Below are 20,434 nucleotides of genomic sequence, written 5' to 3'. Positions count from 1 at the left end.
CCTCGGGGACAGCGGTTATCGTTACACCACCAATATTTCGACCGGCTTGCCGCACCATTCGCATTGCTCCGGGGGCTGCCACGCCGAGAACGACGTCGTCTGCAGGTTGACCAGATCAGGCGCGTCTTCGTATTCATCCACGAATTTATCGATCGCAAGCTCTACGTGCTCGCGGCATACACAGTACATGCGTGTGTTCCTTTCCGTCCACGTCCGATGATGTACGGGCGTCGCCCGTTATTATTCTTCTTCTTCCTTCTCCGCCAGTTGCACGGTCAATTCGGACTTTTTCCCGTCTCGATAATACGTTACTGTAAGCGATTCCCCGATCTTCTTGGACTTATACAAATATTTGCGAAGGTCCATCGTGCTCTTGATCGGATGGCCGTCGAGCTCGACGATGACGTCGTTGAACTCCAATCCCGCTGCCTTCGCCGGTCCGACCGCTTCCAACACGATAACGCCGTTCTTCACGTCTTTGGGAAGCTCAGGAGCAGGGTCTTCGAATGCGCCGTCCTCTTCCTCTTCCAAGTACTCTTCGTCTTCCTCGTCTTCGACGGCCTCTTCTTCGTCAGGCTGACTGTCGAGGTAGGCCGCCAAATCCATCGTGTAAACGCCCATATACGGTCTAACGATCTCGCCGTCCTCGAGCAGCGTGCTCAAGATCGGCATCGCGTCGTCGATCGGAATCGCGAATCCGATGCCTTCAACGCCGTATTCCGCTACCTTCATGCTGTTGATGCCGACCAGCTTGCCGTTCAGATCGATTAAGGCGCCGCCGCTGTTGCCTTGGTTGATCGCCGCATCGGTCTGAATGACCTCCTGCTCCCAGTCGTAATTGCCGTCTTGATTCAGCGACACCGGAATGATCCGATGCGTCGAGGATACGATGCCTTGCGTAAGCGTGTCGCCGAATCCGAGCGGATTGCCGATCGCGATGACCATCTCGCCGACGCGAAGCTTCTCCGACTTGCCGATCTCGACGACCGTATCGATGCCTTCGTCGTCAACCGACAGCACCGCGAGGTCGGTTACGAGATCGTGTCCGACGATGGTGGCGTCCTTGCGCTTGCCGTCGACGAGCACCGCCTGCACTTGGGCGGAGTCCTGAATCACGTGCGCGTTCGTAATGATATAGGCCAGACCGTTTTCTTTCTTGAAAATAACGCCGGATCCGAGGCTTGCGTTCTCCGGGATGTATTCTTCGTCCGTCCAATCGACGTCCTCGTCCTGCAGCTTCAACGCATTCTCCGTCATGTTGATGATGCTGACGACGGCCGGCCTGACTTTCTCGGATGCCGCAATAATCCGTTCGGACGTCTCGACCAGCGTCTGCGTACCCGTAATGGCGGGCTTGCTGACTTGCGTCTCATTGCCCCCGCCGCTCAAAGTCAGGAAGAGGATCAGCACGAACGCGGAGCTGGCAAGCGATGAAATGAGCGCCACCCGCAATGCCGAACCTTGTCGCATTCCGCCGCCGGAGAACCGGGAACCGCGGCGATCGCCGAGCCTTGATCTCTTGGATACACGCGTACTATAAAAATCGTCTTTGAACAAGCTCATGCCGATCACCATCCTCTTCTGGGACCTTCGCGGCGGTCCGGACCGTCTGTTGTTATCGGTAAGAAAACCAGGAATGTTTCATTGGATTTTGACTAGAATAGTAATAGATTCGCTAGAAGAGACGGTGTAACACAAGTATAGCAAATTTAACCCGAACTGAATCGTTATTCAAGCGAAAAGTCTCTCATAATTCCTATGAAAAGAAAGGAAGGATCATGAATGAATAACGCGGCATACGGTTGGCATTATCTTGATCTCGCTTCCCGGCTTTCGGATCTTAAGGGCGACCATTACAGACAACTGCTCGCGCTGAGCACGCTGATCGAGCTGCTCGTGGAGAAGGGCTTGCTCTCGGCTGACGAAATCCGCAAGAAGGCCGCGGAGATGGAGGCCGAGCTCGATCGCCAGCTTCTCTTGTAAGCTATTATTTCTATTAATTCGCTAGCTTAACCGTATCCCATAACGTAGGACGATCATAGTGCGTATCGCACAAGACAAGTTCATGCTTCCGATAGAAAATCCCGTTGTCTTGCAGCACGTTATCTACCGTCAGTTTGGCTAGGTCCATTAAGTTGTGCTCCTGGCTAAGATGCGCCAAATACACGCGCTTTAGGCTGCCGTTCAGCAGCTTGCATAGCGCGTCTCCGGCCGCTTCGTTCGACAGATGCCCCTCGTCGCCGAGGATACGCCGCTTGATGTTCCATGGGTATCTCCCCATGCGAAGCATATTGACGTCATGGTTCGACTCCAGCACGAGGACGTCGGACTGCTGCAGCTGGCGCATGACCTTGTCGCTGACGTAGCCGAGATCGGTCGCCAAGCTCAGCTTCGCGCCGTCCGCGGAGAAGCAATAGCCGACGGGTTCCGCCGCATCGTGGGAGATCGCGTAGGACTCGATGCGCAGGTCCGCGATTTCCATGACGCTGTCCGCGGGCATTATTCTTCGCTGCGTGTCCGCCAGCTCCCCGACGTGCCGTTGCATCGCCGCCCACGTCTTCTCGTTCGCGTACACGGGCAGCTCGTATTTGCGGGCGAACGCCCCGAGCCCTTTAATATGATCGGAGTGTTCATGAGTGACGAAGATCGCGTCCAGATCACGTCCGGACACGTCCCGCTCCTTCATGAGCTCCTCTATCTTCTTGCCGCTTAACCCGACATCGACAAGCACCGTCGCCGCATCCGTAGACACGACGGTCGCGTTGCCGGTCGAGCCGCTGGCCAGTACCGTAAACCGAAGTCCCATCGTCAGATTCCTCTCCCTGAATCGTTGAACGTCCCTTGCACCCGGATATGCATCCTATGGCGCTGCGGCGGCGTCTATTTTCTCTGTTGCGACTTCAGCATTAATCGCATTCACGTAATACGTCTCGCCGTTCTCCAGCAACACCCGCCAAGAAGGCGCGGACACTTGTCTCTCCGCATCGGGGAAGATCTCGCCGTAATATCCGAGCTTGATTTCCTTGATCGTCGAACCTACCGGCAAGTTGCGTTCGATCAGGTTGGCGATCGCCTTGGAAGCTGGCAGCACCTGCTGATCCTTCGCACCTTCGCTCGGCATTAGCTCGATGATATCCTGGCTGTACGCCAGAATCCGCTGCTCGCTATAGAACAATTCCATGTGGATTTTGAACATCGGATATCCGCCGACTACCCGGTTAAATACGAAGACGCCTTGCCGGCTGCCCGGGTAATCGAATTGGTAGGAGCCAAGATCCGGGACGATGCCGCCAAGCGCCGTCTTAAGCTCCTGCTCGTTGTAGACGACCCGCGTCTCCGGCGGCTGCGCGAACGCAACCCGCTCGCTGGCGCTCGTCGCGATGCGTTGTTTGAACGAGTAGGTCAACTCGCTGCTCATCGTCGGCGTATCCGTCGGAATTTTGGCCTCGGCCAAGAACGCAATATTCTTCTCGCGCATGATTTGCTGGGTTTCGGGAGACAAGGACGTCCAATCGACCGTCGTATTGAGCCTCTCCCGCCACTCCGTCCATAACTGATAGCCCAGCAAGACGTTCAGCATGAAGAAGGAGACGATCAGTACGCTTTTCGCTCTTCTCCAGTCCATGTCATCCCCTCCTTCCCTCGCGCGTTCGCCTCATCCGCCTCACTTGGCCGGCGCCGGAATCGAATCCGTTAGAATCTCGACCTCGCCGCCTCTGAAGCGAATGCCCCACACCGGCATTAAAGTGAGTTTATCGTCCTTAAGCACGGGACGGTACGCCGGGAACAGCGATTCAATGTCCCTTCCCGGTGCCCGTACCTGGTTGATTAGCTTGCGAAGAACGTCTCCGCCCGGCAACTGCCTTGCGGCTTTGTTCGTCACTTCGTCTCCCAGAACGAGCAATGAGCGCTCATAGGACGAGACGACGCCCTGCTGCATGGCAAGCTGCATGTACCCTAGGCGCAGATTCGAGCCCGAAAGGATCGGAGCCTCGTTATAATACTGCTGGAACCGTACGATACTAGCCGAATCCGATTGGACTTCCTGGCTCAGCGCATGCTTGCCGTTCCAACCGCCGTGCTGGTTAATGAAACTGATTGCCGAAAGGACGTTGTCGATATAGTCGTTCTCGCCCGTCGTCGTCGGCGCTACGGTGTCCGTGAAGGACATCCAGCCGCTGTCCGGCTCGATCTTCAGCCCGCGCTTCGAATCGGTATAATATTGCGGTCCGGCCGGATTATCTTGAATCGTCTTCGTCGTCCCCGGATCGGTGAACAAATTCTCCTTGATTTGCTCGATCGAATATCGGTTGTAAGCAATTTGCATCGAGAAAATACGAGACACCGGCTGATCCGGCACGTAAACCTGCCCGTCGGTGGACGAGTAAGAATCCCAGTATTGGCCGAAACCGACGTAACCCTCTACGTCTTGCGGCGTTAAGTCGGCGCGCAGCGCCTCGTAGACGTTGCGTCCGTCCGCGCTGAAGAAGAACGTCCTCACTTCATCGCGTCCCTTGCTGGCGTAAATCCAGATCTTATCGATCGAATCTCCCGAGAACAAGAAGTCCCCGTCGATTCGGAACACGCGTTGCAGCAGGTCGAACGGAATCGCCCGCGCGAATCGGAGCTCGACCCCTTTGTCCTCGCGGCGCACCTGGTCCCAATCCACCGAATTGTACGACCCTAGCTGAATGCCTTTGAACGCGCGGTCGCTCAGCTTTAGAAGAATGAGATCATAATAAGGCTTCGTCCCGGGGAAAAATACGGTATGCTTGTCGTCGCCCATATGCAGCACGAGCTGTTCGGGGAAGATCAAGTTCTCGACCGTCTCTTCGTCTCCCAGCGGTTCGGCCTTCACGTAATTAAATTCCGATTTCTCTTTGGCGTCCATGTAAGGCGTGCTGTACGCGAGCATGTAGCTTTGCACGAGACTCAGCACGACGAGCACCGCAAGCAATAGCGATTTGCCCTTCTCTATCATGACGGTTCACTTCCTTCCGGCACGATCGGCAGCAGCACCGTTACGACGGTTCCGACGTTCGCCTCGGACTCGATTCCGATCGATCCGCCGTGCGCTCGCACGATTTCCCGGGCAATCGACAATCCGAGTCCCGTGCCGCCCATATTGCGGGAGCGCGCTTTGTCGACGCGGTAGAACCGTTCGAATATGCGGGCGAGATCCTTCTTCGGAATCCCGATGCCCGTATCCTTGATCGCAATGGCGAGCAGGCCGTTGTCGTTCGTCTTGCACGTAATCTCGATCGCACCGCCGTCCAGCGTATACTTGATCGCGTTGGATACGAGATTGTCGAGCACCTGATCGATGCCGTCCCGGTCCAGCCATGCGGTCTTCTTCTTGTCGTCGACCTTCACCGTTGCCGTAATCGCCTTCTGGCGAAGCTGGAACGAGAATCGGTCGACGACCTCCTCCAGCATCAGAGGCAAGTCGGTCTTCTGCCGGCGCAGCTGATTGCGCTTGGAATCGAATCTCGACAAGTGCAGCAGATCGGTAACCAGCCGGATCATCCGCTCGGTCTCATTGCGGATGACGCCGACGAACCGGTCCGCGAGCGGCGGCTCCTCCAGCGCGCCGTCTTCAAGCGCTTCCGCGTAGCTCTTAATCGTCGTTAGCGGCGTGCGCAGCTCGTGGGACACGTTCGCCACGAACTCCCGCCGCGATTGCTCGAGCTTCTCCATCTCCGTTACGTCTTGAAGCACGGCAATGGCGCCCGCTACGCCTTTGTCTCTGCGGCGTATGGGCGTAAGCGTTACTCGGAAGACGAGCTCGCCTTCCGTCTCCGAATCCCGGCGCAGCAGCAGCGAAGACTGCTTGCCTTGCAACGTCTCGGCGATCGGCATCTTCTCGATCCCGAGCGCCGACGACAGCGTCGTGCCGTCTTTCATATCCGCGATCCCCAGCATGCCGCGCGCGCGCCGGTTCGTGACGATCACCTTGCCCAGCTCGTCCGTAGCCAGTACGCCGTCGCTCATATTGGAGAGGATCGAGGCCAGCTTCTCTTTTTCTTCTTCGTTGACCGTAAGCGCTTCGCTTAACCGATCCGTCATATCGTTAAAGGCGCTGCTCAGTTGGCCGATCTCGTCTCTGCCGAATACCGGCACCCGCTGGTCGAATCGTCCTTCAGCTACCTCGGTCGCCTGTCTAGTAAGGGCCTTGATCGGGGACGTAATCGTTCCCGATAGCAGGACGCCTAGCACCGCGGTCAAGCCGAGGGCGATCAGCGTCCCCGAGACGAAGATCCGGTTAATCCCTTCCATCGTCTCGTATACTTCTTTCATAGGCGCGACAATGTAAACGGCGCCGACGATCTTGTTATTGCTGATGACCGGTTTGGCGATCACTTTATTCCGCGTACTATCCTCGTCGATGATCTCCTCTTCGTTATCGCGTACGCCTTGAAGCGCGCGGCTGACGAGGAGCGACGTATTCTTGCGCCCGACGACGGACGGCTGCTGCTTCTTGGACGTAGCCAGCACTTTGCCGCTGCTGTCGAGAACCTGTACTTCCGCTCCGCTGATCGTGAAGAAGTTGCCTACGAGCGAGCTTAACATCTCGTTCGCGCCGGTTTCGCCCTCCCCGTCTTTCGCCGCGTTCGTTGCCGTAAGGCTAGGATCGGACAAGAAAGTCGTAAGCAGCGTCGCCTGCTGATTCAAATTTCCCGTGAAGGAATTGATCAACGAGTTTTTCATCGTGCTGATGAAATACACGCCGATTAATTGCACCGCAATCAAGATGAGGAGCAGCACCATGAGAATGAGCTTGAATTGGATGCTGCGGAACATGCGGAACAAGCTCATCCGTACAGACCGCCCGTCATTTTCGGATTACGGACCAAATAACCGAGGCCTCGCCTCGTCATGATAATCTCCGGACGGCTCGGGTCGTCCTCGAGCTTCTCCCTGAGGCGCCGAATCGTAACGTCCACCGTGCGCACGTCGCCGAAGTACTCGAAGCCCCATACCGCCTGCAGAAGATGCTCGCGCGTCATCACTTTCCCGCTGTTGCGGGCGAGGTAATGAATGAGCTCGAATTCCCGGTGCGTCAGATCGAGCGGTTGATTGTTCTTGTATACGACGTACATATCCGTGTCGATGAACAGGTTGAACAGCTTGATGCCTTGGCGCTCCGTCTCCTGTTGCGACGCGTCTTCGTCCGCCCGGGACGCATCCGTCAGCTTGCGCTGCCGGCGCAAATGCGCCTTGACTCTAGCCAGCAGCTCGCGCGTGCCGAACGGCTTCGTCACGTAGTCGTCCGCTCCGAGCTCGAGGCCGAGCACCTTGTCGATCTCGTTGTCTTTCGCCGTCAGCATGATAATCGGCGTCGATAGACGCGTCCGAACCTCGCGGCACACGTCCATGCCGTCTTTAATCGGCAGCATCAGATCAAGCAGGATCAGGTCAGGATCCTCTTCGAACGCAAGCTTAACCGCCGCTTCTCCGTCGAATGCGCAGATGACCTCGTAGCCTTCTTTTTCGAGATTGAATTTCAGAATATCCGCAATCGGACGTTCGTCGTCCACGACCAATATTTTCCCTAGCATAACGTTACCGCCTCCCGCTTCTCGGAAGTGCCTATATACATTTATTCTAACATAATGAGAGCTCTAGCCCAATGAAGTTCTTCGGACAGGATGATGGAAATAAGAGAAGACCTCCGCGCCCTAGTTCGAGCGTTCGGAGGTCTTCGTACCGGACAGCGATTATAGATAGCTGAGCGGATTTTTGAGTTTGCCGTTCAAATGAACTTCGAAGTGAAGATGAGTGCCGGTAGAGTGTCCCGTGCTTCCCATGACGCCGATGGAATCGCCTTTCTCGACGATCTGGCCCTTCTTGGCCTTCAGCTTCTTCATATGGCCGTAGACCGTCTGGAAACCGTTCTTGTGGTCGATAATGATGCAGTTGCCTAGCGCGCCTTTATACCCTGCATAGATGATTACGCCATCGTCCGCGGCTTTAATGTTACTGTTGCCGATGATATCGATACCGTTGTGCATCCGTCCCCAACGTTTGCCGAGGTAACTTGTAATCCGGTGCCCGGATACCGGCCAGCTGAACTTGCCTGTTCCTTCGCCACGGATGACTTTCGTGCCCTTCATGATGATCGTCGGGGTCGCCGCCTTAAGAACTTTGCTGTCGACGATCTCCTCTTCGATCTCCTCGCCGTTACGGTTCAGAATCCGATAAGTGACTTGCTGCTGGCCCTCTTTGCCTTGGCTGATCACTTTCGTTTGGCCGACCTTCATATCGTCGTTCGTCTTGTATTCGATCGGAGGGTCGATCGTCTCGATCTGAACGACCTGCTCGGTGGAATTCACGTTCAGAATCGGCGGTTTCTCCGTCGAAAGATCGATGACGTCTCCGACTTTGATCAGATCGTTCTTGATCCAAGGATTATTCTTGTAGATGAATTCTCCCGAGATGTTGAACTTGGAAGCGATGCACCCGACGCAGTCGCCTTGCTTGACGGTATACGTGCGCGGCACCGGTTCGCCCTTGGTCAGCTTCTCGTACAGTTCATCCGGATCCGAAATCTGCGCGGCGTCGATATCGGTCTTCTCCGTCGCGACCTTCTCGACGAAGGTGACGGATGTTACCGTCCGCTGCACTTCTCTGTCTGGCTTCTCATCACTGCTGGCGGCCGAGAGCGAGAGCGTCTGAACTTCCGTACCGCCCTTCTTCGCTTTGACCGTTACGTATTTGTCTTTCACCCTTTGCAATAGGGCGTCTGCGGTTTGCTGGTCGCGTACGATGCCGACCACTTCTCCGTCGATCTTCACTTTAACGCCTATGGGATGCGTGGTGAGCATGCCATTGAGCCGATCGAGCGTCTCCGCGTCGTCGGTTACTTTCTTGTAAGCCCTTTCATCCGTGTAGGTGACGACTTGCTCATCGAGCTCGGCTAGTACGGGGGTGTCCGCCTTCTTGAGCTGCTCGGCTTTGTCCGCGATCAGTTGATCGACTTTACTCGGGTCGCTGATCTCTCCTACGACTTGACCATCAAGTACTACGGTATAGTATGGCACGGTGTTGGCTGCTACGTATTTATGTGCCCCGAAGGCAACGGATGCCACGGCGATAATTCCTAAAGCGGTAACGACAGTCGGTACGCGATAATGATTCACGAATCTGACGACGGATCGCGCATCGAACCGTTTGCTGACGTTAGTCAGTTCTTTCAAGTCCAGAGATCGAACACGCCGGATTATTCGCTGCATGGCAGCTTTCGCGCCCCGGATCCGATCTATTCCCCTGAAAACGGCCATGATCTTCTCCTTTTCGCTTACATTCGGTATTCTTTTCCTGTACTATGGAAGAGTTCGTCTCCTACTTTAGCATATGTACGACAAGACTATCAATAAAATCACCGGATTAGAATTATGAAAAATGGAAATAGCCGCCGGTTTAAGCTGCCGCGGCGGCAATTCTTGTACGCGTTTTACTCGTGACCTGCTTCGGAATTAATCCGTATTCGCGGTCCCTTGGAGCGTCTCCATCATTTGGGCGTATTCGTCTTCGGTCAGCGCCGTCTTCAGCATTTCCTTCAGTTCCGCAAGCTTCTCCGCCGATACTCCGCCTTCCAGCGCCTCGGATAAGAGCTGCAGCTGAGACGCATCGAGCTTGGAGACGACGTTCGCGTACAACGCCTGGCGCTCCGCATCGGTCATCTGAGGATCTCCTGCGTCCGCGTTGCCGCTTACCGCCGGAACAGCGTCTTCCGGCTGCTCTTCGCCGCTACTCGGTTGCTGCTCCTGTTCCGTTATCGTGCCAACGTCAACGTCAGTTGTCTCGCTTGGACTTGCTTGTCCATTAGACGCAACCGATGCCTGAGAAGTTGCGGGCGCTGCTTCCTCCCGTTCCTCGTCCGGATCGTCCGAGTCGTCCGGGTCGTTGATGCCGATATCGGAGTTCGTCGCTTTCGTATTCTTCGCCCGCGCTTCCTCGCTGGCTTCCTTCGCCGGGGAATCCGAACCCCATAATGTTCCCCAGACCCCCGACAGAGCGAACGGCTTCGTCTCTAGCGGCAGCTCGAGCTGTTTGATGATCGACTCCATGTAGCTGTTGACGATATAGCCGGTTGTCCATATGCATAGAAAGCTGAGCAGCACCGCCGTCGCCACAAGCCGAAGAGCCCAGCTTATCCATTTGATGTACATGGTATGCCCTCCTGCCACGCTGTTTTCATAGTTTTTAGTATGGGCAAACCTCTCGGCGTTCATTCTCTATTCATATAAAATAAGTGATTGCACTGGATACCACAGGGGAACGAAACGATATCGAGCGGAATTGCGTGAGTTAGCGGAACCTAGTTCCGTTATTGGTGCTCTTTCGTGGATTTCTATGAGTTTAGCGGAACTGAGTTCCGTTATTTCTCTCATTATTCGATATACTCTCCTTGCTGGGTACGAATAGCGGAACTGAGTTCCTTTAAAGCTATACAACTTCTAGTAACTGTTCGAATAGCGGAACTCCGTTCCGTTATTCGTAAGAGCTGCGACCCGCTTAGCCGTGTTAAGTCCGCTAGCCCATACAAAGAAGCCCCTCGGCGGTGATCCGCCGAAGGGCTTCTGGCTTGTTATTCGAATTATTGGCCGTAAATCGCAGCGACTTGGTTCGTCTGCTCGCGGTTGCGGCCGACGGAGAAGATCGCGATCGGGATTCCCGTCAGCTCGGACACGCGATTGACGAAATTACGCGTGTTAACCGGCAAGTCGTCAAGCGTCTTCGCGCCCGAAATATCTTCGCTCCAGCCTGGCAGCTCTTCGTACACCGCTTCGCAGTTATCCAGCAGAGCAAGGTTGGCGGGATAAGTCGTTACGATCTCGCCGTTCAATTTGTACGCGGTACAAATTTTAACGGTTTCAAGACCCGTCAATACGTCCAGCGAGTTAAGCGACAGGCCGGTGATTCCGCTGACGCGGCGCGCATGACGCACGACGACGGTATCGAACCAACCGACGCGGCGAGGACGGCCCGTAACGGTGCCGTATTCATGGCCTTTATCGCGAATCCACTGGCCAAGCTCGTTATGCAGCTCGGTAGGGAACGGTCCGTCGCCGACGCGAGTCGTATACGCCTTCGCGACGCCGATGACCTCGCGGATTTTGGAAGGACCTACGCCGGAGCCGATGCACACGCCGCCGGCGGACGGATTCGAGCTCGTTACGTAAGGATAAGTGCCTTGATCGATATCGAGCATAACGCCTTGCGCGCCTTCGAACAGCACTTTCTTGCCTTCGTCTATCGCATCGTTCAAGACGACGGACGTATCCGTGACGTAAGCGCGAAGCTTCTCGGCGTACCCGAGGTATTCGTTAATGATGCTATCGGCGTCAAGCGCTTCTCCGCCGTACATTTGGGTAATCACTTGGTTCTTATCCGCGATGATCGCGCGCGCTTTCTGGGCGAACGCGTCCGGAACCATCAGATCGGCGATCCGAATGCCGTTGCGAGCGGCTTTATCCATGTAGCACGGACCGATCCCTTTGCGAGTCGTGCCGATTTTGTTATCGGCCTTGCGGTCCTCTTCCAGCGCGTCCAGCACGAGATGATAAGGCATGATCACGTGCGCGCGATCGCTGATTTTGAGGTTGTCCGTGGAGAAGCCGTTATCTTGAATATATTGAATTTCTTCGATCAACGCCCCTGGGTTAATAACCATTCCGTTGCCGATGACGCATAGCTTGTTCTGGTTGAAAATTCCGGACGGAATCATCGTCAGCTTATATTTCTTGTTCTGAATGAGGATCGTATGACCGGCGTTATTCCCGCCTTGGTACCTGGCGACGACGTCGGCTTTCTCCGCGAGATAATCGGTAATTTTCCCTTTGCCTTCGTCTCCCCACTGCGTACCTACGACAACGACTGTTGACAATGCAATCCCTCCACCCGGTGTGATCATCCACGCCGGCATGATGATACCGCCCGAGCCCGCGTTCCGCGATCAGGCAGTCCGTTGCGGAACACGAACATTCAAGCATCTCAGGGTGCCTTCGTCCGTATCCAGCTTTATTAGTGTAGCAACTGGCCTGTCGGAAGTCAACGGAATGACGAACAATTTACATCGTCTTAAAATGAATGTTCGGGATTTGCTCGCACGTTTCCGGCTTATGCGCTGCCAACGAACGCTTCCGCATGGGAATGGTTCAGATTGACGAATTTGTTGAACTGTTTCAGGAATACGAGCTCGACCGTTCCGACCGGGCCGTTCCGCTGTTTGGCGATGATGATCTCGATAATGTTCTTCTTCTCGGTTTCTTTATCGTAGTAATCGTCGCGGTAGAGGAACGCTACGATATCGGCATCCTGCTCGATCGATCCCGATTCCCGAAGGTCGGACATCATCGGGCGTTTGTCTTGACGTTGTTCTACGCCCCGGGAGAGCTGGGACAACGCGATTACCGGCACTTCGAGCTCCCGCGCGATCATCTTGAGCGTACGGGAAATTTCCGATACTTCCTGCTGCCGGTTCTCTCCGGCTTTGCCGCGCCCTTGTATGAGCTGCAGGTAGTCGATGAGAACCATCCCAAGGCCCTTTTCCTTCTTCAGACGGCGGCACTTGGCGCGGATATCCGCTACCGTAATGCCCGGCGTATCGTCGATGTAGATCTGTGCTTCGGACAGCGAACCGATCGCCATCGATAGCTTCTCCCAGTCGTCGCCCTTCAAATCCCCGGTCCGCATTCTTGTCGCGTCGACGTTCGATTCCGCGCAGATCATCCGCTGCACGAGCTGAGCGGCCGACATCTCGAGGCTGAATATCGCAACCGTCTCCGACGCTCGCACGGCTACGTTCTGAGCGACGTTAAGCGCGAAAGCGGTCTTCCCTACGGAAGGACGAGCCGCGAGAATGATGAGATCGTTCCGCTGGAAGCCGGACGTCATCTTGTCGAGATCGACGAAACCGGAAGGAATGCCCGTAACGCCGCCCCGATGGTTATATAGAAACTCCACGCGTTCGAATACGTCCATCAACACGTCGCGAATGCTTATAAATCCGGACGATGAGCGGTTATGCGACAGCTCCATGATCCGCCGCTCCGCATCGCTAAGAAGCAAGCCCACGTCGTCTTCCGACGCGTAACCGCTGGATACGATCTGCGTTGCCGTCCGGATAAGCCGACGAAGCATCGACTTTTCTTCCACGATCTGAGCGTAGTATTCCACGTTCGCGGCTGTTGGAACCGCGCCGGCAAGCTTTGCTAAATAGCTGACTCCGCCAACCTCGTCCAATTGACCGAGGTCTTGAAGCCGGGCCGTTAACGTCACGAGGTCGATCGGCTCTCCGTCTTCCCCGAGCGCGACCATGGCTTCATAGATCCGTTGGTGAGAGACGCTGTAGAAGTCTTCCGCGCGCAGCCGCTCCATCGAAGTGATAAGCGCCTCGGCCTCGAGCAATATCGCGCCCAGGACGGCTTGCTCCGCCTCCATATTTTGCGGCGGCACGCGCGATTCGAACAACTGATCGCCGCTGCCGTTCATGCTTTATTCCTCCACGATCTGCACGTTTAACGTGCCTTTTACGTCCGGATACAGCTTTACCGTTACTTTCGTCGTTCCAAGCGTGCGAATCGGATCGTCGAGCTCGATTTTCCGTTTATCGATCGAGATTTTGTACGCGGTTTCCAACGCCTCTGCGATTTGCTTGCTCGTAATCGCGCCGAACAATCGGCCGCCTTCGCCGGCTTTCGCTTTAATGACGACCGTCATCTCGGACAGTCGAACCGCGAGCGCCTTCGCGTCTTCTTTCTCTTTGTCCTTCTTCTTCTGCGCGGAAGCCGCCATTTGGTCGAGCGACTTCTTCGCTCCGTCGGTCGCGATCTGCACCGCGCCTTGCGGAATCAGGAAGTTGCGCGCGTAGCCTTCGGACACCTCTTTAATTTCGCCCTTCTTGCCTTGTCCTTTAACGTCTTTCAGAAAGATGACTTTCATATGAATAACCCCTCTCCCTCTTCGAGATCTTTGAGTACTTTTCTGAGTTTGCCTGCCACTTCGCCCACCGTGCCTTGCGCCTGCGCGGCCGCGTTCGTGAAGTGACCGCCGCCGCCGAGCTGTTCCATGACGACTTGCACGTTGATCTGGCCAAGCGATCTCGCGCTAATGCCGACTTGGCCGTCCGGTCGCATACCGACGACGAACGAAGCTTTCATTCCCGTCATATTCAGCAGCGTATCCGCCGCTTGAGCGATCAACAACTGCTGTACCGGCTTGCCGGCATCGGCGACCGCGATCGCGATGCATTCTTTATAGATCTCCGCATGGCGGATAATCTCGGCTTTCCGAATGTATTCCTCCAAATCTTCCTTCAACATCCGCTGAATCAGCACGGAATCCGCACCGTTGCGTCGCAGGAAGGAGGCCGCTTCGAACGTTCTCGAACCGGTCCGAAGCGCGAAGCTCTTCGTATCTACGGTAATGCCCGCGAGCAGCGCCGTCGCCTCTCTGACGTCGAGCGCGACGCGGTCGTGAATATATTGGAGCAATTCCGTCACGAGCTCGCAAGTTGACGATGCGTACGGTTCCATGTAGACGAGCACCGCGTCGTCGATAAACTCTTCGCTGCGGCGATGGTGGTCGACGATAACGATCCGTTCCGTCGCCTGCAGAATCTTAGGCTCGGCGACCATCGTCGCGCGATGCGTATCGACGACAACCGCGAGCGTGCGTTTGTGCGTCAGCGCCAGCGCTTGCTCCGGAGGAACGAAAAGCTTCATGAGGCGCTCGTCTTCCTTCATCATCTCCATCATTTTCTGAATGGCCGGGTTGATGCCCTCCAGTACGATGAACGCTTCTTTGCCGTATAGCTGAGCGGCTTTGACGACTCCGATCGCCGCGCCGATGGCATCCATATCGGGCATCTTATGCCCCATAATAATAAGGTTGTCGCTCTCTTTAATGAGATCCCTGAGCGCATGGGAGATGACGCGGGCTCTGACGCGCGTACGCTTCTCAACTGCGTTGCTCTTGCCGCCATAGAAGCTTTGTCGCTGCCCGACTTTGACGACCGCCTGGTCGCCGCCGCGGCCTAGGGCAATGTCCAAGCTACCTTGCACGAGATGGCCGAGCTCGATCACGTTGTCTATACCTGCCGCGAAACCGATACTGAGCGTCATCGGAAGCTTCTGGTCGAGCGTAATCTCGCGGACTTCATCGAGTAATTCGAATCGCGACTGCTCGAGTTGCTTAAGCGAAGCCAAGTTCGCGATGACCATATACCGATCGGACGAAAGTCTCCGTAGGAAAAGCCCGTTTTTTAGCGCCCATTCGTTAATCTCGCCCGTAACCTTGGACAGCATGAGCGCGCGCTGCTGCTCGTCCATCCCTTGAGCGACTTCCTCGAGATTGTCCATCATGACGATCCCTAGCGCCAATTTCTCTTCTTCGTACTTTTTCTTGAGCGTCCAGCGCTCCGTCACGTCCCAGAAATACATGATCCGCTCGTGAGGCTTCACCATCAGCTCGTAGGTACGGCCGGAAATCGAAGTTTCCAAGGTCGTTTCCTTATCCTTAATCGGTTGTTGAAGAGCCGGAAAATAAGCCGCCAGTTGTTCGCCGACGATCGACGATTTCCCTACGATCGAGGACGTAAAAGCGTTATGCCATTGAATTTCCCGGTCTTCATTGAACACGACGATTCCGAACGGCAGATTCCCGATCACGTCGTTGCCCACGCTCTTAATCCGGTGGGACAGCGTAAGGACATAATCGTTGAAATCTTTACGGAACGCGCGCTCCGCCATGATGCCATACGCGCCTACTACGCCGCCGAGAACGAGTCCCAGCAAACCGAGTACCCATTCGTACCAAGTCAGCACAACGATAAGAATAAAAATAAGCACCAAAGCCCAGACGATATGCATGCCGTGCCATCGCTGCACGAGAAACTTGGGCATATCAGATTTCGCCCCCGTAATTAAATTCCGAATGATTGCCTTCTTAGCTAGCTCGCTACTCTTTCACGAAGTATCGCCGCAGCGGGAAAGCCACGTCCAGCATTCCGATCAAGAATAGCGGCTGGATGAATAGCAGCAACGGAATACAGAGCAAGAACGGCGCGAATCTCGGCCATCGTTTAGCGTCGGCTAAGAAAAAGACGAACCCGATGGCTTGTATAAGGAACAGGAACTGGAGGATCGGGATCAAGTTCGTAATCGCAACGTACCAATAGCCTGCGCTCTCCTCCGTCATGATAAAGCTGGCGACCGAAGCGATCAAATAATAGAGCACTAAGCTTCGCGGCATCATCCAATCTTTCGCTTTCGGCAACGCCGGAGCTTCGAATCCAACCGTCCTTAGCGCTTTGCGCGACAGCCAGTGCGTGACGGTCGTGAGGAAGAACGCGGTCAGGAGCAGCATCATCGGGAGGGCCGTGATCATCGCTTCCGTTAAGGACTCCGCATTCTTCGCGGCCCATCCTTCGGAGAAGCTCGACTCGAACTGCTTCAGATTATCCGTCAGCAGACTAACGACCTCGTTCTTGAAGTCGAGCTGCGAGGATAATATCGCTAGTTCAAGGAGAAGCTCCGCGAGGATGACGACGAAACCGGTTATGACGACGGTCTTGGCCGGCTTGCCTTTCTTGTATAGGTGTCCCATCACTACGGATGGAACGAGGAAGAACAAACCCAGCGTAACCACGACCAGTCCGTACGAACCCGACAACAGGAATGCGATGACCGCAATAGGAACGATGTGAGCCGCGAAAGCGCCTGGGTTCAGCATCGTGTACAGGACGACGAATGGCGTCATCATTAGCAGGGAGGACACCACGTTTAACGGCGTCAATATCGATAGCAATATAAGAATGGCCGCTGCGCTCCATGTCAGCGACTTTGCGCTTACCTTCAACCCTTTCACCTCTTGCCCATAGGTTAGAACGTGCTGCCTGAAAAACCTGCAAACTTCATTATAACATACCGGCAAGGGGACTGGCACTGCACCAATCAGATTCGGAGGCTATCGCGCGATCAAAGAACAAGAGCGCAACCTCTATATGCGGGAGCGCTCTTGCCTTGTTCGTTATGCTTCTTTCTTCATTTCGCGGACTAACAGTTTTTCGCAGTAGTCGATAATGTCGCTTCTGCGCACGATGCCGATGAATCGGTTCCGATCGTCGACGACCGGAACGAAGTTCTGCGTCTTCGCGAGCGATATTAAATCTTCCATATTCGCGTCGATTCTTACGGACCGAATGTTCATGCGCAGCGGAACATCCTTAAGCGATGCCCGGTGCAGTTGATCGAAAGAGAGATCGGGATTGTTCTTCAGATGCCACAGCAGATCGCCTTCAGTGACGGTAGCTATATACTCGCCATTCTCTCCGATGATCGGGACGGCCGTATAGCGATGATGCTCCATCCGCTCCAACGTCTGTCTCAGCGTCGTAGTCTCGTTCAAACATACGACTTCCTGCTTCGGCAGGAGAAAGAAAGCGATATTCATAATACCTCCAGCCACCTCGACATTCCGTCTTCAATGATGCTTCCATTATAGCATGGGATTGCTCGTTTGCTTCTTGGCATCTGTTGGTGTCTTCAAATTTTCCGGCGGCGTATTCGGATCAAGCCAAGCGGCGATCGTAGCTCTCACGGCGTTCAGATCATCCTCGTCCGCCACGTAGTACCAAAGATTCTGCGAACCCATCCGTTTGCCTTCGCCCTTGAGGGTGTAGCTGCGGATCGAATGTCCCGTCTGCAGAAATTGCTTCGCCAGATCGTTCATCGTCTCCGGATGGAGGTCGGTCGTAAAGTTGTCGCCGACGATATCCAGCACTTCCGGAATTTTGGTCCATTGCTTCATTGAAGATGCTTTATGAATAAGTGCTTCTAAGAACACGCGATTGCGCTCGGTACGGGACATATCTCCCCCCGCATCTTCGCGGTAACGCACGTAATTTAGCGCCTCGACTCCGCTGTAGCTTGATTGATTCGCTTTGACCGTAAACTTCTCGTGATCCGCGCCTTTGTTCACGATATCTTCCGTAATCGGCAACGAGATCCCGCCAAGCGTATCGACGACCTGTTTGAAGCCTTGAAAATTAATCGTCGCGTAATGGTCGACTTTCGCGTCCAGCAGTTCCTCGATGCTGTTCACTGCCATTTCAGCCCCGCCGAATGCGTAAGCATGCGTAATCTTATCCTTCTTGTCCTTGCCTACGATATCAGCGTAGGTATCGCGAGGGACCGACACCATCAGCACCTTGCCGTCCTCCGGCCTGACTATCGTATAGATCAGCGTATCCGAGCGTCCTCGCTCTTTCGCTCTGGCGTCGACGCCAAGCAAAAGCATGCTGAACGGATCCTTGACGACCATCGGCTCCTTTACCGGACGGTCGTTCAGCGGCTTGTAAGAGTCTTTCATGCTCTCTTCCACTTTGTCCGCGAGTAGCCAATCGTAACCTAACGAGGCTAGCGCGCCTCTATTGGAATAGATAAGTCCTGCCGCTACGATAAGTACTCCTAACGTAGATAATAGCGCGATTCTCATCCGTCTGTTTTTTGGTTTGCGCATGGTTCCTCTCTCCCTTGTTTTACTCTCCCGTCTCTCTTTTTATCTATCTCTCGACCTTAAATATACGATGCACAAGATACAATAGTTACTGGAATAAAAAGAAAACGCCACCGGATGTCCGGCAGCGTCTGTTCTTTTGTGTCGATATAGCGTAGATTACTCCGTCGTGTAAGGCAGCAAAGCCATTTGGCGGGAGCGTTTGATCGCTACCGTCAGCATACGCTGATACTTCGCTTTCGTACCCGTCACGCGGCGTGGCAAGATTTTGCCGCGCTCGCTGATGAATTTGCGAAGCAGGTCCAGGTCTTTGTAGTCGACGTGGGTAATTTTATTCACCGTGAAGAAGCATACTTTGCGACGCTTGTTACGGCCGCCGCGACGGAATTTGCGAGGCTCGCGATCTCCGCCTTCAGGGCGTGGGCCGCGTGGGCCGCGCTCTTCACGTGCTTGTGGTTGTGCAGCTGCTTGTTGTTCGCTCATTGGTTATCCGTCCTTTCCAGTTAGAATGGCAAATCATCGTCCGATATATCTATCGGTCGCCCGTCATCGGCGAAGGGATCGTTATTATTGCTTCCGCTATTGCGCGAACCAGAGCTGCGACCGGCGTTGCCGCCGCCATATCCGCCCGCATTGCCGCTGCCGGATAACTCGTCTCTTGCTTGTCCGCCGCCTTCGCGGTTAGGAGACTCCAAGAACCGTACGTTATCCGCTATGACTTCCGTCACGTAAACGCGGCGGCCTTCGTTGTTGTCGTAGTTACGCACCTGAATGCGTCCTTCGACAGCAGCCAACCGGCCTTTGCGAAGATAGTTGGCGCACGTCTCGGCGAGTTGCCGCCATACCACGATCGGAATAAAATCCGCTTCCCTCTCCTCGCGGTTGCTGGAGAAGCCGCGGTCTACCGCGAGCGTGAATTGTGCGACAGCTACGCCTTGCGGCGTATAGCGCAGTTCGGGATCTTTGGTCAAGCGTCCAATAAGAATGACTCGATTCAACATCTCGTCGTCCCTCCCCTGACATGAAAGCGTTCGGCGGTCATCCGCCAAGTTCGTTGTGCGGTTTACGCAGTCTGTTCTCTAACGACGATATGTCTGATGACTTCGTCCGAGATCTTCAGAACGCGCTCCAGCTCGTTGACAACATCCGACGTAGCCGTGAAGTTAACCAGCACATACGTCCCTTCGCGGTGTTTGTTGATTTCGTAAGCAAGACGACGTTTACCCATGATGTCGTGCTTTACGATCTCTCCGCCGTTCACGATGACGCCCTGGAATTTTTCCACGACGGCTTGAACGGTTTCTTGATCCACGTCCGGACGGATGATGTACATTAACTCGTAATTGCGCATCTTCCGTTCACCTCCTTAAGGTCTATGGCCCCCCGCTTGGCATACCGACCGCAAGATCGGCCGAGGAGCAAGGAGCATGCAAAAAGCATTTACTCGAATCGCATGCCTGAATACTTTATCATAACCGGGCGAGAATCGCAACATAAATCGTCTGCCAAATAGTCACACTAACGAGCAGAACAGGAGGTGAGCTTGTGGGCGAACAGACGCTTTTCGAACCGGGACAGAAGGCTCCGAACGACGGAGAGTACATCGAGGTCGGAGAAGATTCCTTCCATATGGGAATCGAGAATCCGCAGCACGTGACTTTGCGCAAAGGACAACGGTTCCCGGAGACGAGGAACCATAACCGCAAATGGAGAAAGCACAAAGCGCCGTAATACTTTTCGTGAGCCGCGTATAAATGATCCGGATTTGTGCCATTCTATATCTCGGCGACGTTATTAGAGAGGTGTGGTTCCCTTGAACGTCGAGGTGCAACAACAGCAAGAGGATACGTTCCAATCGGAGTAGGCACGGAAGCGAGGCGTTGTGCTAAAGACACTAAGTCCGCAACAATCC

General features: G+C 54.8%; 21 protein-coding genes. 2 read left to right on the top strand and 19 right to left on the bottom strand.

Translation table 11 applies throughout. The annotated features are described in order from the left end of the window. Window positions 1–21: 21 nt before the first annotated feature. Together COHPA_RS24850 and COHPA_RS0114040 are read right to left on the bottom strand one after the other, a co-directional pair. Window positions 22–189, bottom strand: a complete 168-nt coding sequence (locus tag COHPA_RS24850; protein ID WP_069202069.1) for a CxxH/CxxC protein — start codon at window positions 187–189, stop codon at window positions 22–24. 51 nt (window positions 190–240) lie between these two features. After that, window positions 241–1,563, bottom strand: a complete 1,323-nt coding sequence (locus COHPA_RS0114040) for a S1C family serine protease (RefSeq protein WP_035120914.1) — start codon at window positions 1,561–1,563, stop codon at window positions 241–243. A 219-nt stretch (window positions 1,564–1,782) separates the two neighbouring features. On the opposite strand from COHPA_RS0114040, the gene COHPA_RS0114035 reads away from it, so the two are divergent. Next, window positions 1,783–1,983, top strand: coding sequence for a hypothetical protein (locus COHPA_RS0114035; protein WP_027086792.1), 201 nt, complete (start codon window positions 1,783–1,785; stop codon window positions 1,981–1,983). 13 nt (window positions 1,984–1,996) lie between these two features. On the opposite strand, the gene COHPA_RS0114030 is transcribed toward COHPA_RS0114035, so the two are convergent. The 17 genes from COHPA_RS0114030 to rpsF form a co-directional block, all read right to left on the bottom strand. Next, the gene (locus COHPA_RS0114030) at window positions 1,997–2,806 is read right to left on the bottom strand and encodes an MBL fold metallo-hydrolase (RefSeq protein ID WP_027086791.1); all 810 of its coding nucleotides are present in this window, start codon (window positions 2,804–2,806) and stop codon (window positions 1,997–1,999) included. A 54-nt stretch (window positions 2,807–2,860) separates the two neighbouring features. After that, window positions 2,861–3,625: a two-component system regulatory protein YycI gene (gene yycI / locus COHPA_RS0114025; RefSeq protein ID WP_027086790.1), complete on the bottom strand. Its 765-nt coding sequence runs from the start codon at window positions 3,623–3,625 to the stop codon at window positions 2,861–2,863. A gap of 39 nt (window positions 3,626–3,664) precedes the next feature. Continuing rightward, window positions 3,665–4,981: a YycH family regulatory protein gene (locus COHPA_RS0114020; protein ID WP_027086789.1), complete on the bottom strand. Its 1,317-nt coding sequence runs from the start codon at window positions 4,979–4,981 to the stop codon at window positions 3,665–3,667. After that, window positions 4,978–6,816 (bottom strand): cell wall metabolism sensor histidine kinase WalK, encoded by a 1,839-nt coding sequence (gene walK, locus COHPA_RS0114015; protein WP_027086788.1) that lies wholly within the window; start codon window positions 6,814–6,816, stop codon window positions 4,978–4,980. The genes COHPA_RS0114020 and walK overlap by 4 nt, the downstream gene beginning before the upstream one ends. Then, window positions 6,813–7,559 (bottom strand): response regulator YycF, encoded by a 747-nt coding sequence (gene yycF, locus COHPA_RS0114010; RefSeq protein ID WP_027086787.1) that lies wholly within the window; start codon window positions 7,557–7,559, stop codon window positions 6,813–6,815. Before yycF ends, walK begins: the two co-directional genes overlap by 4 nt. Before the next feature lie 159 nt (window positions 7,560–7,718). Then, window positions 7,719–9,281 (bottom strand): M23 family metallopeptidase, encoded by a 1,563-nt coding sequence (locus COHPA_RS0114005; protein WP_027086786.1) that lies wholly within the window; start codon window positions 9,279–9,281, stop codon window positions 7,719–7,721. A 195-nt stretch (window positions 9,282–9,476) separates the two neighbouring features. Next, window positions 9,477–10,172 (bottom strand): hypothetical protein, encoded by a 696-nt coding sequence (locus tag COHPA_RS0114000; RefSeq protein ID WP_027086785.1) that lies wholly within the window; start codon window positions 10,170–10,172, stop codon window positions 9,477–9,479. Window positions 10,173–10,600: 428 nt separating this feature from the next. After that, entirely contained in the window at window positions 10,601–11,890 is a 1,290-nt protein-coding gene (locus tag COHPA_RS0113995; protein WP_027086784.1) for an adenylosuccinate synthase, read from the bottom strand. Between the two features lie 233 nt (window positions 11,891–12,123). Continuing rightward, window positions 12,124–13,497 carry a replicative DNA helicase gene (gene dnaB / locus COHPA_RS0113990; protein WP_027086783.1) on the bottom strand — a complete coding sequence of 458 codons (1,374 nt, stop codon included), beginning with the start codon at window positions 13,495–13,497 and terminating at the stop codon, window positions 12,124–12,126. Window positions 13,498–13,500: 3 nt separating this feature from the next. Then, window positions 13,501–13,947, bottom strand: coding sequence for a 50S ribosomal protein L9 (gene rplI / locus COHPA_RS0113985; protein ID WP_027086782.1), 447 nt, complete (start codon window positions 13,945–13,947; stop codon window positions 13,501–13,503). Continuing rightward, window positions 13,944–15,908, bottom strand: coding sequence for a DHH family phosphoesterase (locus tag COHPA_RS0113980; protein WP_027086781.1), 1,965 nt, complete (start codon window positions 15,906–15,908; stop codon window positions 13,944–13,946). Before COHPA_RS0113980 ends, rplI begins: the two co-directional genes overlap by 4 nt. Window positions 15,909–15,963: 55 nt before the next feature. Next, window positions 15,964–16,863 carry a DUF2232 domain-containing protein gene (locus COHPA_RS0113975; protein ID WP_027086780.1) on the bottom strand — a complete coding sequence of 300 codons (900 nt, stop codon included), beginning with the start codon at window positions 16,861–16,863 and terminating at the stop codon, window positions 15,964–15,966. A 171-nt stretch (window positions 16,864–17,034) separates the two neighbouring features. Next, the gene (locus tag COHPA_RS0113970; RefSeq protein ID WP_027086779.1) at window positions 17,035–17,457 is read right to left on the bottom strand and encodes a CBS domain-containing protein; all 423 of its coding nucleotides are present in this window, start codon (window positions 17,455–17,457) and stop codon (window positions 17,035–17,037) included. Between the two features lie 45 nt (window positions 17,458–17,502). Further along, complete coding sequence (locus COHPA_RS0113965; RefSeq protein WP_069202068.1) at window positions 17,503–18,525, bottom strand: LCP family protein; 1,023 nt, start codon at window positions 18,523–18,525, stop codon at window positions 17,503–17,505. 156 nt (window positions 18,526–18,681) lie between these two features. Continuing rightward, window positions 18,682–19,005 carry a 30S ribosomal protein S18 gene (gene rpsR / locus COHPA_RS0113960; protein WP_027086777.1) on the bottom strand — a complete coding sequence of 108 codons (324 nt, stop codon included), beginning with the start codon at window positions 19,003–19,005 and terminating at the stop codon, window positions 18,682–18,684. 20 nt (window positions 19,006–19,025) lie between these two features. Next, complete coding sequence (gene ssb / locus COHPA_RS0113955) at window positions 19,026–19,523, bottom strand: single-stranded DNA-binding protein (protein WP_027086776.1); 498 nt, start codon at window positions 19,521–19,523, stop codon at window positions 19,026–19,028. Window positions 19,524–19,585: 62 nt separating this feature from the next. Continuing rightward, the gene (gene rpsF / locus COHPA_RS0113950) at window positions 19,586–19,873 is read right to left on the bottom strand and encodes a 30S ribosomal protein S6 (protein WP_027086775.1); all 288 of its coding nucleotides are present in this window, start codon (window positions 19,871–19,873) and stop codon (window positions 19,586–19,588) included. Between the two features lie 194 nt (window positions 19,874–20,067). Here rpsF and COHPA_RS0113945 point away from each other — a divergent pair, with 194 nt between their 5' ends. After that, on the top strand, window positions 20,068–20,253 hold the full coding sequence (locus tag COHPA_RS0113945; protein WP_027086774.1) for a YjzC family protein: 186 nt from the start codon (window positions 20,068–20,070) through the stop codon (window positions 20,251–20,253). The last annotated feature ends 181 nt before the right edge of the window (window positions 20,254–20,434 follow it).

The organism is Cohnella panacarvi Gsoil 349, assembly GCF_000515335.1.
In the GTDB taxonomy this organism is placed as follows: Bacteria; Bacillota; Bacilli; order Paenibacillales; family Paenibacillaceae; genus Cohnella; species Cohnella panacarvi.
Note: the sequence above shows the minus strand (reverse complement) of the source record. Positions and strands in the feature narration are given on the sequence as shown.